General features: G+C 57.5%; 7 protein-coding genes. 5 read left to right on the top strand and 2 right to left on the bottom strand.

Annotated features, from left to right (window positions below; genetic code table 11):
- Positions 1-26: 26 nt before the first annotated feature.
- On the bottom strand, positions 27-860 hold the full coding sequence (locus AC6ROY_RS03880; protein ID WP_500098690.1) for a CPBP family glutamic-type intramembrane protease: 834 nt from the start codon (positions 858-860) through the stop codon (positions 27-29).
- An 18-nt stretch (positions 861-878) separates the two neighbouring features.
- A complete protein-coding gene (locus AC6ROY_RS03875; RefSeq protein WP_500098689.1) occupies positions 879-1,451 on the bottom strand; it encodes a TetR/AcrR family transcriptional regulator in 573 nt (190 codons plus the stop codon).
- A gap of 318 nt (positions 1,452-1,769) precedes the next feature.
- Here AC6ROY_RS03875 and AC6ROY_RS03870 point away from each other — a divergent pair, with 318 nt between their 5' ends.
- The 5 genes from AC6ROY_RS03870 (at position 1,770) to AC6ROY_RS03850 (ending at position 14,859) form a co-directional block, all read left to right on the top strand.
- A complete protein-coding gene (locus AC6ROY_RS03870; RefSeq protein WP_500098687.1) occupies positions 1,770-8,627 on the top strand; it encodes an immunoglobulin-like domain-containing protein in 6,858 nt (2,285 codons plus the stop codon).
- Between the two features lie 252 nt (positions 8,628-8,879).
- Positions 8,880-10,682: a sensor histidine kinase gene (locus tag AC6ROY_RS03865; protein WP_500098686.1), complete on the top strand. Its 1,803-nt coding sequence runs from the start codon at positions 8,880-8,882 to the stop codon at positions 10,680-10,682.
- The gene (locus AC6ROY_RS03860; RefSeq protein WP_500098685.1) at positions 10,660-12,249 is read left to right on the top strand and encodes a response regulator; all 1,590 of its coding nucleotides are present in this window, start codon (positions 10,660-10,662) and stop codon (positions 12,247-12,249) included. The genes AC6ROY_RS03865 and AC6ROY_RS03860 overlap by 23 nt, the downstream gene beginning before the upstream one ends.
- Positions 12,250-12,545: 296 nt before the next feature.
- Positions 12,546-13,895, top strand: coding sequence for an ABC transporter substrate-binding protein (locus AC6ROY_RS03855; protein WP_500098684.1), 1,350 nt, complete (start codon positions 12,546-12,548; stop codon positions 13,893-13,895).
- A gap of 31 nt (positions 13,896-13,926) precedes the next feature.
- Positions 13,927-14,859 (top strand): carbohydrate ABC transporter permease, encoded by a 933-nt coding sequence (locus AC6ROY_RS03850; protein WP_500098683.1) that lies wholly within the window; start codon positions 13,927-13,929, stop codon positions 14,857-14,859.
- Position 14,860: the final 1 nt, after the last annotated feature.

The following is a 14,860-nucleotide window of genomic DNA, read 5'->3' as shown; positions in this document are numbered from 1 at the left end:
TATCGACTCCCCGGCTCCCGTACATGTCAAGACGCCGATGCCCGGCGCAGCCGAATAAAGCGGAGGAGCAAGCCAAGTGCGGCATAGAGCGCTGTAGTCAGCACACCTGTAATGGGCGACACCCAAAGCTCCTTGCCGCTTGCTATGGCGATGTAGCCGTTCAGGATGAGCGGGTTGATCAGCGAATCCTCCACGGCATGCAACAGAACGACCGGCCATACGGACCGGGCGAGTCTGTACAGCTCGACGTACAGGATCGACCAGGCGATCAGCGACACGATGGCGACCAGAACAAATCCAGCCTTGGGGATCGGCAATACGCGGTCCAGCAGCTCATCCGGGAAAAAAAACAAATAGTAGGGAATATGCCAGGCGCCCCAGACCAAGCCGGCGATTCCGTAAACGGTCCAGTCTCCGGCGCCTTTTTGCACAAGGGCAGTGGTCAGATAGCCGCGCCAGGCAAATTCCTCAAAGATGTTTTTGACAAACTGGGCGGGCAGCATGCTCAGAAACACGGCTGCCAGCGAGCTTACACGCAGGTTGGACAGCTCGATCCAGCCTGCGGCAGCGCTGGCCAGCAGGACGAGCGCAGTCACGAGCGGATAAATCAGGATCGCCGCTGCATACCACGGCCAGGCTTCCCGGAAACGAGGGGCGATCCCGGCCGTCCTCCAGCCGTCCCCGGCAAAGGTTCGAAGCAGAATCACCGTCAACAGAGGCAGGACGAGCCACAGGCCCATGCCGAGCGTATTGCCCTGCGGCTGATCGTCCAGCAAGCTGTCCACAAGCACGCCGATCCAGCCGCTGGCCACAGCGGCCACCATGAATACAGCTGCATTCCGCGATCCTTTGACATTCATTCGGAACCACCTGCCTCGTTATTTTTTCAAGATATCCATCAGCCAGGCGGCCTCGGGTTTAGGGTGATGCGGCCGCAGCGCCATATGCTGGGCGATGCCCTGAATCGCACTCCAGAATGCAAGCGAAAGTGCGATCGGATCGCCTTCCTTGAACTGGCCGAGCTGCTGTCCCCGCAGGATGACCTCCTTGCTTTGCTCCACAATGTTTCGTTCGTCCAGCATCGCATTCACCTTCTCGGAAATGTCGCGAGTAAAAAACGCATATTCCATCAGCACAAACATCTTCGCCGCAAACGGGCTTTGCTCCAGCAGCGTCAACAGCTCCGCGACCAGCGCTTGCAGATGCTCAAACGGCTGGGCCAGCGCTGCCGTAAAATCAATTTCCATCCGCTGACAGCCAATCGCAATCAGCTCCTCGTACAGCTGCTCCTTGGATTCAAAGTAATGAAAAATGAGCCCTGAGCTAATGCCGGCCGCTTTGCAAATGTCCCGTGTCGAGGTGCCATAGAAGCCGCGAGCAATAAACAGCTCAAGGGCGGTCTGAACAATTTGCCTGCGGCGCTGCTCGTGCTGCTCTTGTTTGGTTACCAAGCCAAGTCCTCCGTTCGCGGAAATTTTGATCCGGTCGTTTGTGATATTAAGCAAGTGCTTAACATGTTGCGGATGGTTATATCCTACTTTGACTGGCAGCGGTTGTCAATCGGAACGCGGCCGCGGATCCAGGCAATTGCCCGCGTTTTTCCGGAAGCCGTGCAAATTTGTAAAAATAGCCGTACGAAAGGTCAAATTTGTTGCATGAAACCGATTTCATTTCTCGTTATAATTTCGTTGTCATGAGGTCTTCAGCGGTTCAACGATGGTTGGCCGGGCACAGACCGCAACTATGTATGAAAAAAGGAGAATGTGCGCATGAGTCGAATATCACCCGTCAGCAGAAGGATAGGCGCGATCGCGTTGTCCGCTGCGCTGGTGCTCGGATTATTCCCGGCCTCCAGCTTGCCTGCCGCATCTGCGGCCACGGCGGACCCGATTTACGCAGCGGCCCACATGGGGGCCACAACGGTTGCAGGCACCACGTTGCCTGCCAGCATGAGCATTGGAGGTCAGAGCACGCCTGTTTCCTGGCATTTGAGCGAGGATGCCTTCGCCGTTCCGTACGATTCGGTGAAGGTCAGCGGTACAGCCGGCGGAGCGGCGGTAACCGCCGAGGTGGAGGTCATTCCGCCTGCAGCTAATCCTCTGGTTTACTTTGTCGATAGCGGACGCGGCGGCGACTCTTACGGATATGCGGCGAGCTCTTCGCCCGTGTACGAAGCGGTCAAGTCTCTGAGCGGCGCCAAGTTGATCAACCTGGCTCCGGACCAGCGTTATGTCAGCGGGACTACCCAGTGGGGCTTCGACGATGCCGTGCAAAAGGTGAAAAACTCAGCCAACGGCGGGCTTACGAACCCGGCCATCGACCCTTCGATCTGGGTGGTCGGGCTTCGCGCCGATCCGGCCACGAACGATATCGTTTACAAGCTAAAAGCGCCGCAGGCCGGAGCCTATACGCTCAGCAGCGGGTTCCATGACTGGTATGGCAACCGCTCGCGCGAAATCCGGCCCCGGATCGACTATCAGGATACAAGCGGAGCCAAGAAGACGCTTCAGCTGGACGCATTTAATACCAATGCAACCAAATTCATTTCCAGTGAATTTACGATTCCGGCTGACATTGACACGAGCGTTCCGATGACCTTGACCTACGCTTACGTTTCGGGCGAAAAGCCGATTCTGAGCTGGTTCGCCATCGCGGAGGGCGGGATCAAGGGAATGATTGAAGACGCCAAGCAAGCCGCCGCTTCCACGGTCAGGGTGACGCTGGATGGCAACGATATTAAAGCAGGCAATGTCAATGGACTCACGTTCAAAGGCTTTGGCGTACTGAGCGCCAACAGCACCAGTGCGCTGCTGATGGATTACAAGGCCGAGCATCCTGAGAAATATGCGGAGCTGCTGCGGATTTTGTTTGGCGGAGATCGTCCGATTATGACGCATGTCAAAATTGAAATGGGCAATGACCGGAATAACTCGACAGGACCGGACCCGGCTACGATGCGTACGGCTGACGAGCAGGTCAACGTCAAGCGTCATCCCGGCTTTCAGCTGGCTGCCGATGCGAAGGCCGTGAATCCGAAGCTCAAGGTAAGCATTTTGCGCTGGAACGCGCCTGCATGGGCGAACAGCAACGACAACATTTATACCTGGTACAAAAATACGATTTTGGCGGCGTACCGTGAATACGGTTATATGGCTGATTATGTCAATCCTCATATTAACGAGCATGCGCCGGACCTTGCGTGGTCCAAGCAATATGCGGAGCAGGTCAAAACGGATAACACCGGCTTCAATAGCGCCGAAGAGAAAGCGCTCTATAATCGCATGGAGGTTGTCATTTCGGATGAAGTCGGAATCGGCACCTTCGGAGGCAGCATGGTAAGCGACGCTTCCCTGCGGAACGCGGTATCGGTCGCCGGATACCACTACAACACCGACGACGACAGCGCTGGCAATTTCAAGCGGCTCGCGGAGGAGTTCGATCTTGAGGTTTGGAACAGCGAGGCGCAGGCGACCTTCAGCAACTCGTCCTTCCGTCCGAACAACAATGTGAAGGACCCTACCGTGGCGGGTACCGGCTTAGGCGGAGTGGGAAGCGCGCTGGAGATGGGCAATACCATTATCAAGGGCTTTGTCAATTCCCGCCGGACGCATTTTATTTACCAGCCGGCGATCGGCTCCTTCTATGAAGGCGGCCAATATTCCTTTAAGGAATTGCTCAGCGCGCGCGATCCGTGGTCCGGCTGGATTCATTATGACGCGGGCCTTGGCATTTTGCAGCATTTCAGCTGGTTTGCGAATCTGGGCTGGGAAAACGACAGCAACAACGCCGGGATCTGGAGAGCGGTTCCCAAGGCCAGCAGCACCGGCGCGACAGGCACGAACCCTGTCAACGGACGCAACGGCAGTCCCAGCTACATCACGCTTGCCGCTCCGGACAAAAGCAATTTTTCGACGGTCATCGTCAATGACAGCCAGTATGAGCGAGTTTACAAGCTGCAGACGCTGAATATGAGCTTTGCGGGACAACCTTCGCTGGAGGCATGGGAAACGCGTGCGGCCGAGCAGGGAGCAGCCTTCAACAGCAATTACATGAAGTACCTGGGTAACGTATCCGCCGATGGCGGCGGCGTCTATACAGTTCGTGTGAAGCCGTATTCGGTAGTCACCGTGACGACGCTGGAGAACCACGGGAAGGATGCGTACAGCACGAAGCTTCCTGTAGAAGGCGAGCGTACGGTGCTGGATACAGATGCGTCCGGAGCGGTTCAACAGACGACGGACAACATCCTGTACGCCGACGATTTTGACTATTCGGGCAAAACCGTCCCGGTTATCGGGGCAGGCGGGCAAATTACGGGCAGCCAAAGCTATATCAACTCACGCGGCGGCTCCAAAAGCGCGATTCCTCGCTACACGCATGATCGCAACGGCGCGTTCGAGGCCTATTTGCCGGATGGCTCCGCTAACTATGTCCTGCGGCAGCAGCTGGACAAAGACAAGATGGGGCTTGGCGGAACCTGGAACGGCGGCGATCCGGTAACGGCGATCGGGGATTACCGGTGGACGAATTACAAGGCGAGCGTCGACGTTTCCTTTGAAAACAGCAGCACCCAGGGCGGAGCCAATTATGCCGCTGTCGGCGCCCGCTATCAGGGCGGAGGCAGCTCCCACAGCATCACCGGTACGCCATATGTGCTGAAGTTTTGGTTTGACGGCGGCTGGCAATTGCTGGTCAACAACAGCGCCGTTGCTTCCGGCAATGCCGCGAGCGGTACCGGCGGCGTGAAGATTGATGGCTTCAACACCGCCTATGATGCTTGGCACAACATTGCCGTTCAAGTTGCCGGGGACAAAGTAACCGCTTATCTGGATGGCGTGAAGCTGGCCTCCTATACCGATCCGACCCCCAAATTGTCCGGCCGGGTCGATCTGGCCAGCGGTTACTATCATGTTCGTTTCGACAATTTGAAGGTAGAGACGGTGGACGGCTACGCTCCTTATTATGCCGAGCACCTGGATAATCTGGAGATGTACGATCTGAAGCCTGTGCCAAGTCCGAAGCTGCTCTATACGGGCTCGTGGACCCATACCAACGGCCAAGGGATGTACGTGTACCAACGCTCGCTGTCCACCAGCCAAGGCGCGGGCAGCACGCTGGCCTATACGTTTACAGGCACCGGATTTGATCTATTGGGAGCAAACGATGGCTCGGCGAAGCTGGAGGTCACGGTGGACGGTCAGATCATCGCGAAGTCGGCCAACACGGCAGCCTCCAAGGAGCTTTACCAAACGTTTGCGCTCCGCGGGCTTTCCTATGGACAGCATACGGTTCAAGTGAAGGTCGTAAGCGGCACGCTGGCCGTAGACTCCGTGGCCGTTGTTTCCGGCCAGGTGCAGGGCGCGCCGGATACCGCGGCTCTCCAGGAAGCGGCAGCCGCAGCGCAAGGGCTTAGCCAACAGGCTGAATTCGAGGAAAGCAACTGGAACATGTTCGCAGCATTGCGGCTGCTGGCGCAGCAAGCGCTGGGCAACCCGGCAGCTTACCGGTTAGATCAAGAAGGGGCCGAGCAGCTCGCGTCGCGTCTGACCTATGCCCAGCAGCAGCTTTTTACAGGCGACCTCAAGGAGCTTGCCTCTCCTCATTATGTGGCGACCTATACGGGCAAGCTTCCCAAGCTCCCCGAGAAGGTGGAAGCCAAACGTGAGGACGGCTCCACCGTGCTTGTGGCGGTCAATTGGAAGCTGAAGGATGTCAGCTTTGATACAGCCTACAAAACGGTAGCCGTAACCGGCACCTACGGCAGTCTGACGACGGTTAGCTATGTTGAAGTCGTGCCGGAAAACATGATGTATTTTGTCGATCTGAACGCCACCGCTTCAAGCTCGCTCGGCTATGATTCGCCTGCTTACGGCGCAGTCGCCGCGCTTGCTGCAGCAAGCGGCCAGCCGCTGCTCAACACCGTGCCTGACCAGGTTTACGACGCAGCCAAGGGCTGGGGTCATCGCGGTCAGGCGGCGGACGGATCGCCATCCGTATCTTACAAAGGAGTTGTAGGCGGACCTTACAGCAAGCTGAGCACAACCGGCATTTATACGGCCAATCCAAACGGCTCCAGCCTCTCGTATACATTCGGCAGCTTGCCTGCCGGCAAGTACGCGCTGGCGCTGGGCTCCTACAGCTGGTGGTCCGCATACAGCCGTACGGCTGAAGTTTACCTGGAGCATGACAACGGCAGCGAGCTGGTGGACACCGTTACGCTGAACAGCAATTCGTTTGAGGCGGTGCGGGACTATACGCTCTCGATGGCGGAACCCGGCACATTGACCGTCAGGCTGAAGGGCGTGCAGAGCAATCAGTCGCCGATGCTGTCCTTTGTCGGTGTGGCGAAGGTCAAGACAGCGCCCGCCGTCGATAAATCCGGCCTGCAGGCGCTGTACGACGAGCATAGAAACAAAGCCAACGACAATTATACCGAATCGAGCTGGAGCGCCTTCCAAGCTGCGCTTGCCGGAGCGCTGACCGTGCTGGACGACGCGAAAGCGACCCAGGCCGGGGTCGATGCCGCTTTGCAGGCTTTGAAGGATGCCGTGGAGGGGCTGGAGAAGCAGGCGCCGGATACGGTGAAGCCGCTCATCACGCTGCTCGGCGATCCGGTAGTGAATCTGCACATCGGCGCAAGCTACACGGATGCGGGCGTTACAGCCAGCGATGACCGTGACGGCGATGTGACCGCAAGGACCGTCACGACGATTACGTACAACGGCAGCCTCATACCTGCGATCAGCACGGTGACAGCGGCCACGTACACGTACCGTTATAATGTGACCGACTCTGCGGGCAATGCCGCAGACGAGGTGACCCGAATCGTACATGTGCTGGAAAATCCGGATGCGGTGAAGCCGGTCATTACGCTGCTCGGCAGCGCAACGGTTTCGGTTGCTTACGGTGCAGGGTACGCCGATGCGGGCGCGACAGCCAGCGATAATCGCGATGGCGATGTGACAGCTCAGCTCGCGATGACGATTACACGCGACGGACAGCCGGTCGCCGCCGTGGATACGACTGTGCCTGGCACGTATGTGGTTCATTACAACGTCAGCGATCAGGCAGGCAACCGGGCTGCCGAAGTGACGCGCACCGTGTTCGTCGCAGAAGCGCCGGATGTAACGAAGCCGGTTATTACGCTGCTTGGCAGCGCAGCGGTTTCGGTTGCTTACGGTGCAGGGTACGCCGATGCGGGAGCGACGGCCAGCGATAATCGCGACGGCGATGTGACCGCGCGGCTCGTGACGACGATTACACGCGGCGGACAGCCGGTCGCAGCGATTCAGACGACTGTGCCGGGCACGTACGTGGTCCGCTACAACGTAGCCGACTCCGCAGGCAATGCGGCTGTAGAAGTGACAAGAACAGTGACAGTCAACTCGCAGGTGAGCGACAATGACGGTGGCAGCAGCGGTTCGGGGGATTCGTCTACGCCTCCGGCAACGCCATCCGTGCCTTCGACGACACCCGCGGCTCCAACCGGGCCGGTAAGCGAAACGTTAAGCCGCGACGATCTGAAGCCGGTATCGCCGGGTATTGTCGCCGCGCCGATTGCCGATCAGGCTCGTTCGATCGTGCTTCCTGCGGATATCGGGCAGCTCGTCGGGGATAATCGTCTCCGCCTCGACCGCAAGGAGCTGTCGCTTGAATTTACGGGCGAAGCGCTCAAGCAGCTGCAGGCAGGCACAGCGGCGGGCGAAGCGCAGCGCCAGGTGCAAGTGACCGCAGACACGGTATCCAAGGCGGACGTGGAGGCGCGACTCGCCAAGCAGATGCAGAGCGCATCGCTGCAGCTAAGCCCAGCCAGCGAAGCTTATGATCTCAGCTTGACGCTGGTTGCGGCCGATGGCAGCAAGTCCGCAGCGCCGACGCTGAGCCAGCCGGTAACCGTCACGTTCTCCGTCGATCCGAACGCGAACCGGGATCTGCTCGGGGTGTACCGGATTGCAGCCGACGGCACGCTGACGTATGTCGGCGGCGAATGGGCGGACGGCAGGCTGACCGTTCAGGTTCAGGAGCTGAGCCAGCTGGTCGTGCTGGAGTACAACAAGGCTTTCGCCGATGTCAGCGCCGACTTCTGGGCGCATGACGTGATCAAGCAGGCGGCGGCCAAGCATCTGATTCAAGGCGTCAGCGACACGGGCTTTGCTCCGCAAGGCTTCGTGACCCGCGCTGAATTTTCCACCATGCTTGTTCGCGCGCTCGGTCTGGATGCTCAAGCGGCATCCGGCTCGGCCTTCAACGACATCGCCGGCGACGACTGGTATGCGGCAAGCGTAGCCGCCGCTGTCCAGGCGGGCCTCGTTACCGGGCGCAGCGCCGATGCCTTCGAGCCGAACGCGACGATCAGCCGTGAGGAAATGGCCGTTATGATCGTCCGCGCGATGCAGTACGCGCAAAGACAGACAGGCGCTTCCGCAGGTGAAAAAGGCAGCGAAGCTGCGGCAGGCGAAAGCTCCTTCGCTGATACGGAGCAAATTGCTCCGTGGGCTCGCGACGCCGTCGGCACGGCTCGCGAGGCGGGACTGCTGTCCGGACGCGAGGGCAACGCTTTCGCTCCGCAGGACAACATGACCCGCGCCGAGAGCGCGCAGGTGCTGCTTGCTTTCATGAAGAAGTAACTCGCGAAGAAGTCGACATACGCTGCACACGCTTTAGACATGACCCAAACCTCGGCCTCCGCCGGTATAAGCGGAGGACCGGGGTTTTTATCTTGAAGGGCCTTGAAAGGAAGACCCCTCCGGCTGTAGCGCAGCGTCCTTTACCGCCGAACGGGCTTGTTAACCGACCAGCTAACCAGTAGGATTCGGCGTGCTGACCTGCTATGATGTTAGAAAGCGGACCCGGCCGCAGAGAAGGGGGAGCGGAGCAGCTTGAAGAGAACCTTTTTCGCGTGGCTGCGAACGAGCATGTTTGCCAAATTTTCAGTTGCCTTTATCAGCGCGGGGCTTGTTCCGCTGCTGGTGCTGAGCTACGTATCGCTTAGCACGTTCGGCAGCTATATGGAGCGGTACACGCTGAACAACTTTGAGCAGATGCTGTTTTTCGCCGGCAAAAATGTGGACGATATGTTTGTCAAATACAATCATATATCCAAGCTGATGTACTCGTACGGCGTGCAGGGAAAATACGGTCAGCTCGGCGACGCGATCGGAGACCAGCTTTCAACGAAGGACCCGATGCTAGCGTCGACCGTGGATGACTTTCTGAAAACAGTGCTGTATACGGACAGCCATCTGACAAGCGCCATTTTTGTTTACCCGGACGGCCGCTACCAGGATTTGAACAAGGAGAACCGGCGAATCGACTTCCGCTATCCGTATCCCGACCCCGACTGGCTGCGGCAGCTGGCGGCGAATCGTCAGGATTTGTCCGTATTCCCGACGCATCCGGATGACTATTATGCGGGCAGCAACTCCAAGGTGGTCACCTTCGGCCGCAACCTGATTGATGTGCTTGGCTCCAGCGGGCTGGACGGCAAGATCGTGGGCATTTTGCTGATGGATGTCGGGCTCAGCGCTTTTGACGAAATATTTTCGCAGCTGGAGCTGACGCCGCAGGATGCGCTGTATGTGACGGATGCCGGGGGCACGATTTTGTACAGCAACAAGCAGGAGCTGATCGGGCAAAGCTACCAACCTGTGCAGTCCGACGATTTTATCGTCATAAGCCGCGGCATCCCCCGGGCCGGCTGGAGTGTCGTCGGCGAGGTATACAAGGAAGGCATGTTCAGCAAAATCAACCAGGTTATCAATACGATTACGACGGTTATTTTGATCTGTATGCTGGCGCTGGTGCTGGTGGCGATCTGGTTTTCGCAAAATTTGTCCAAGCCGATCCGGATGATCATGAAGCATATGTCCAAGGTGGAATCGGGGAAATTCGATGCCCGCGTAGAGGTAAAGTCGATGGATGAGATCGGCATGCTGGCGCGCGGCTTTAATAAAATGACCCACCGGCTGCAAGACTACATTGATGAGGTGTACGTGGCGCAAATCAAGCAAAAGCAGGCTGAGCTGTACGCGCTCAAGAGCCAGATCCGCCCTCACTATTTGTACAACACGCTGGAGGTGATCCGGATGAGCGCGGTCGCCAATGACGACGATGAGGTCGGGGACATGATCCTCTCCTTATCCCGGCAGCTCAAATATGTGCTCGACTACGGGGAGGAGACGGTGTCGCTGCAGGAGGAGAAAACCAACATCGAGCAGTATTTCAAGCTGATGCTCATCCGCTACGGCGAGCACCGGCTCGCGCTGGACATGCGCATTGACGCAGACCTCGCGGGCTGCATCGTGCCGAAGCTGTCCATCCAGCCGCTTGTCGAAAACGCCCTTTATCACGGCATCCTGCCGAAAGGCAGCAAAGGTACGATCCGGATCGCGGCGGAGACCGACGAGGCGCGCAAGCGGCTGACGGTGACGGTGGATGACGATGGAGTCGGACTCGCCCCGGATCAGCTGGAGAACATTCGCGCCCGCTTGCGCGGCGTCTTGACCGGAGAAGCCGGGTCCGGCGGCATCGGAGTCAAAAATGTGCATGACCGGGTCCAGGCTTTGTACGGCCCGGATTACGGTATTGAGCTGAGCAGCAGTATGCATATCGGGACATCGGTCAGAATTGTTCTGCCCTACAGCAAGGAGGTAACGCAACGTGATTCAAGTCATTTTGGCTGACGATGAGCCGATCATTATTCGAGGGCTGAGGAAGCTGATTCCGTGGGAGCAGCACGGGCTGCAGATCGTCGGCGAAGCCTGGACAGGCCGGGGGCTGCTGGAGCAAATCGACAGCCTGAAGCCGGAGCTGGTCATCACCGACATCAGTATGCCTGACGGGTCGGGCATTGATGTCATTCACGAGATCGAGCGGCGCGGCTTGGGGACCAAGGTCATTTTCATCAGTGCGTATCAGGAGTTTTCTTATGCAAAGGCGGCTCTGGCGTACGGCGCGCTGGATTATTTGGTCAAGCCGATTGAAAAGGAGCTGCTGCAGGCGGCGGTCGAACGAGCCGCTTCGCTGCTGAAGGCGGAGTCGGAGGAGCAAAGCTTCAAGCGCAAGCTGGCCGGGTATGAGCATCAGGATAAAAAAACGCAGCTGGAGGAGCTATTTGATCGGCTGACGGAGGGCGAGATTCGTCAGGAGGAGGCGGCGCGCCGGATGCAGGAGCTGGAGGCCGGGTACGGACATGCCTTGTATTCGACGCTCCTGCTGCAGCCGTACCAGCCTGAGCATGACGAGCGTTGGGGAGAGCATGAGCGACGGCTGCTGCTGTTTGCGATCTCGAATTTGGCCGGCGAGCTGCTGCACCGGTACGGAGAAGGACTTGTCATCCGCAAGGCGGACCGGCTGTGCGTCATTGTCAATCATGCGCCGAAGGCCGATTTGCTGCAATTAGCCGGGAAAATCGCTGACAATGTGCGGTTATACCTGAAGGTGGAGCTGTCCATTGGCGTAGGCAAGTGTGTGGGCGAGCTTGGGGAGCTAAAAGCCGCTTATACATCGGCAGCCGAAGCGCTTAGCCGAACATTTTTCGCGGGGCCGGGCCGCCCGATTGTATGGTCCGGGATCAGCAAGGAGCAGGCGGTGACTGACCGGGAGCTGGGAGAGACGCGGCAGCTGGCGCTACAGGCGCTGCTCGCCCAGGACCGCGAGAAGCTGGCCGAGCACAGAGGGACGCTGCTTCGACAGATCGAGCTGTACGCCTCCGGCAGCAAGGAGGCGGCTTATGTGGCGTGTTATACGGCGCTGGCCGAATGGCTGGAGGGGCTGCGGGATGTGGGCGCAGAGCCGATCGGGGCCGGCATGGACTCGCAGGCTTGGCTCTCGGCCATGCACAAGGCGCCGAGCTATGAAGAGCTGGCCGGGTATGTGGAGCAGAAATCCGAGGAGCTGCTGCAGGGACTCGAAGCGACCGGGAAAGGGAAGGAAGCGCGGCAGCTGCATCTGGTGATGGCTTATATCGAAAGCCACTACCACGAGAATTTGACGCTGGAGAGCATGGCGTCCTTGATTTATATGAACCCGTATTACTTCAGCAGCTTCTTCAAGAAGCATACGCAGCTGAACTTCAAGCAGTATTTGACGGAAGTCCGGATGAAGCAGGCGGTCAGGCTGCTGCTGTCCACCGATCTGATGATCTACGAGATTGCGGAGAAGGTCGGCTACAATAACGCCCGCCAGTTCAGCGACATGTTCAAAAAGCAGTTCGGCAAGCTGCCGCAGGAATACAAAGGCGCCAAGTGACGGCTTCGCGTGGGAGAAACCTTGATCGGACCTGTGTCCGGATCAAGGTTCTTTCGTTTGTCGGGCGGAATCCGGCAAGTGAAGGACTCGGTACGAGATTTGTCGGACCCGATTCTTTAAAGTGGCTGATGCCGCACGACTAACTCCTTAAAAGACTTCACATCAAGCTTTAAAAACCGCATACAAACGACTTCGGGGCTATGTTAGTCTTAGAACATAGAAGAAACGGCGCATGAATTCGGGGCCGATCTTCCCAACATATAAGGCTCGATTGAGATCAGGGAGGGTTTTGCGAAATGAAAAAAACAATGTTCAAGATGATGTCAGGCACGATGATCTTGTCCCTCATGCTGACGGCCTGCGGCGGAGGAGCTTCCTCGTCAGGCACCGCTCCTTCCACCGACGCTGGCTCCAAGGGCTCGGGTTCCGGCGAAGCAAAGAAGCCGGTCGCCTTCACGATCGGCTATGCGACCGGGGATCCGGCTAACAAGCAGGCGCTGGCCGATGCAATTTCTACCTTTTCGAAGGCAAATCCGCATATTAAAATTACCGATCTGAGCGAGGGCGGCTCGCAGGCGTACCTCGACTGGCTGAAGACGAAGGACGCCGTCAACGAATTCCCGGACCTCGTGGAAATGCGCGATACCCAGCTGTTTGCCGACGCCGGCAAGCTGGTTGAGCTGCCGAGTGAGCTTGTGGAGCTGTTTAAGGATGCGCCGAAGGTAAACGGTAAAAATTACACCGCGCCAATCGGCGGTACGGCGCCTCAGGGTATCATTTACAGCAAAAAGGCGTATGCGGCTGCAGGTGTTACAACAGAGCCGAAAACGTATGACGAGTTCCTCGCCATTCAGGAGAAGCTGAAAGCAAGCGCTATTACGCCGATCACGTTCGGAGGCAAGGACATTTTCCACTGGGGCTTCTGGGTAAACAAGTTTCTAATGGACGAGGTGCTCGCTGACGATCCGAACTGGAACTCCAAGCGGACGAAGGGGCAAGTGAGCTTTACGGACGCGGGGCCGAAAAAAGCGATGGAAAGCCTCAACGAGCTGTTTACGAAGGGCTATGTAGATAAAGGCTATCTGAGCACGGCGGACAACCAAACCGCTTCGATGCTCGTAACGGGAAAAGCCGCGCAGCTCTTCTCCGGTCCGTGGATGTTTTCACAAATTTCGCAGGCCGATCCGAAGTTCGAATTCGGCTGGTATCCGGTGCCGGACCGCAAGGGACGGGTAATTGTGAACGGCTTGAACAGCCAGCAGGGCTGGGCGCTGTCGGCCAAGGCCGGACAAGATGCCGATAAGAAAGCGGCGATTATCGAATTCGTGAAGTTTTTCTTCTCCAAAGACCAATACACGAAATTCCTGAAATCGGTCAACGGCATTCCTTCAACGAAGGAAGCGATTACGTACGACTCGGGTCCACAGATGAAGCGCGTGCTGGAGGTCATGAACGATTCGAAGACGATCAAATCGCTGATGATCAACAGCTTCTGGGGCGAAAACCAAATGCCTCCGCAATGGCGCAACTGGTACTACAAGCTGATCCAGGAATGGCTGGCCAAGGGCGATTTCAGCGATGCGTATTTGAAGAAAATGGACGCGGAGTGGGATGCCAACGTGAAAGCGAACGCCGCCGCAAAATAATCGGGTTAGGCAGCAGGGAGTGAGAGAGAGCATGGCCAATACAGAGACCATCAGCGGGTATACCGGCACGAATACCGTCCGAAAAAAGAAAAAGTCTTGGGTGTCGTTTTCGGTATGGTTTATATTGCCTTCCTTTTTGTTGTACACGCTGTTTGTCATCTACCCGACACTGAACAGCGTCAATCTCAGCTTTACCTCGTGGGACGGCGTCAGCACGGAAATCAAGTACATCGGCTTTGATAATTTCATCGAAATGTGGCATAGCGAGCGGGTGTTTAACGCGCTGAAAAACACGCTTATTTTATCCATATCGCTTGTTGTGCTGGAAAATGTACTGGCGATTGCGCTGGCGATGCTGGTTGACCAGGTACGCTGGTTCAAAAATCTGTTTCGCAGCATTTTTTATTTCCCCGTCCTGCTGAGCGGCATCGTGATGGGCTTCGTCTGGGCGATCATCTTCAACTACAACTTCGGCGTCATCTCGCAGCTGCTGGAGAAGCTGGGTCTCGGCAGCTTGAAAATTGACTGGCTCGGCAACCCCGACTATGCGATGCTTGCGATTATCGTGACGACCGTCTGGAAAAGCTCCGGCTATTATATGATCATCTACCTTGCCGGCTTGCAGGGCATTCCGCCTGAAATGCACGAGGCGGCCGCGATCGACGGCGCAAACCGCTGGCAGCAGTTCCGCCACATTACGTTTCCGCTGCTCGCGGGTGCGATGACCGTCAGCGTGATGCTGTCGATGATCGGAGCGCTGAAAATATTCGACCAGATCGCGGTGATGACAGACGGCGGCCCGGGCTTTGCGACGGAGACGTTGACCTATATCGTGTACAAGGTCGGCTTCGGCGAGCTGCGGCAGGGCTACGGTACGGCGCTCTCGCTTGTGCTGTTCCTGCTCATTCTGATCGTCTCGCTTATTCAAGTGAAGCTGCTGCGCAAAAGGGAGGTGCAGATGTAGC

The sequence above is a fragment of the Paenibacillus sp. sg306046 genome (genome assembly GCF_059821225.1).
Note: the sequence above shows the minus strand (reverse complement) of the source record. Positions and strands in the feature narration are given on the sequence as shown.

Coding starts and splice junctions, on each gene's coding strand:
- AC6ROY_RS03870 (WP_500098687.1), top strand. CDS start 1,770: ATGAGTCGAATATCACCCGTCAGCAGAAGGATAGGCGCGATCGCGTTG.
- AC6ROY_RS03855 (WP_500098684.1), top strand. CDS start 12,546: ATGAAAAAAACAATGTTCAAGATGATGTCAGGCACGATGATCTTGTCC.
- AC6ROY_RS03880 (WP_500098690.1), bottom strand. CDS start 860: ATGAATGTCAAAGGATCGCGGAATGCAGCTGTATTCATGGTGGCCGCT.
- AC6ROY_RS03850 (WP_500098683.1), top strand. CDS start 13,927: ATGGCCAATACAGAGACCATCAGCGGGTATACCGGCACGAATACCGTC.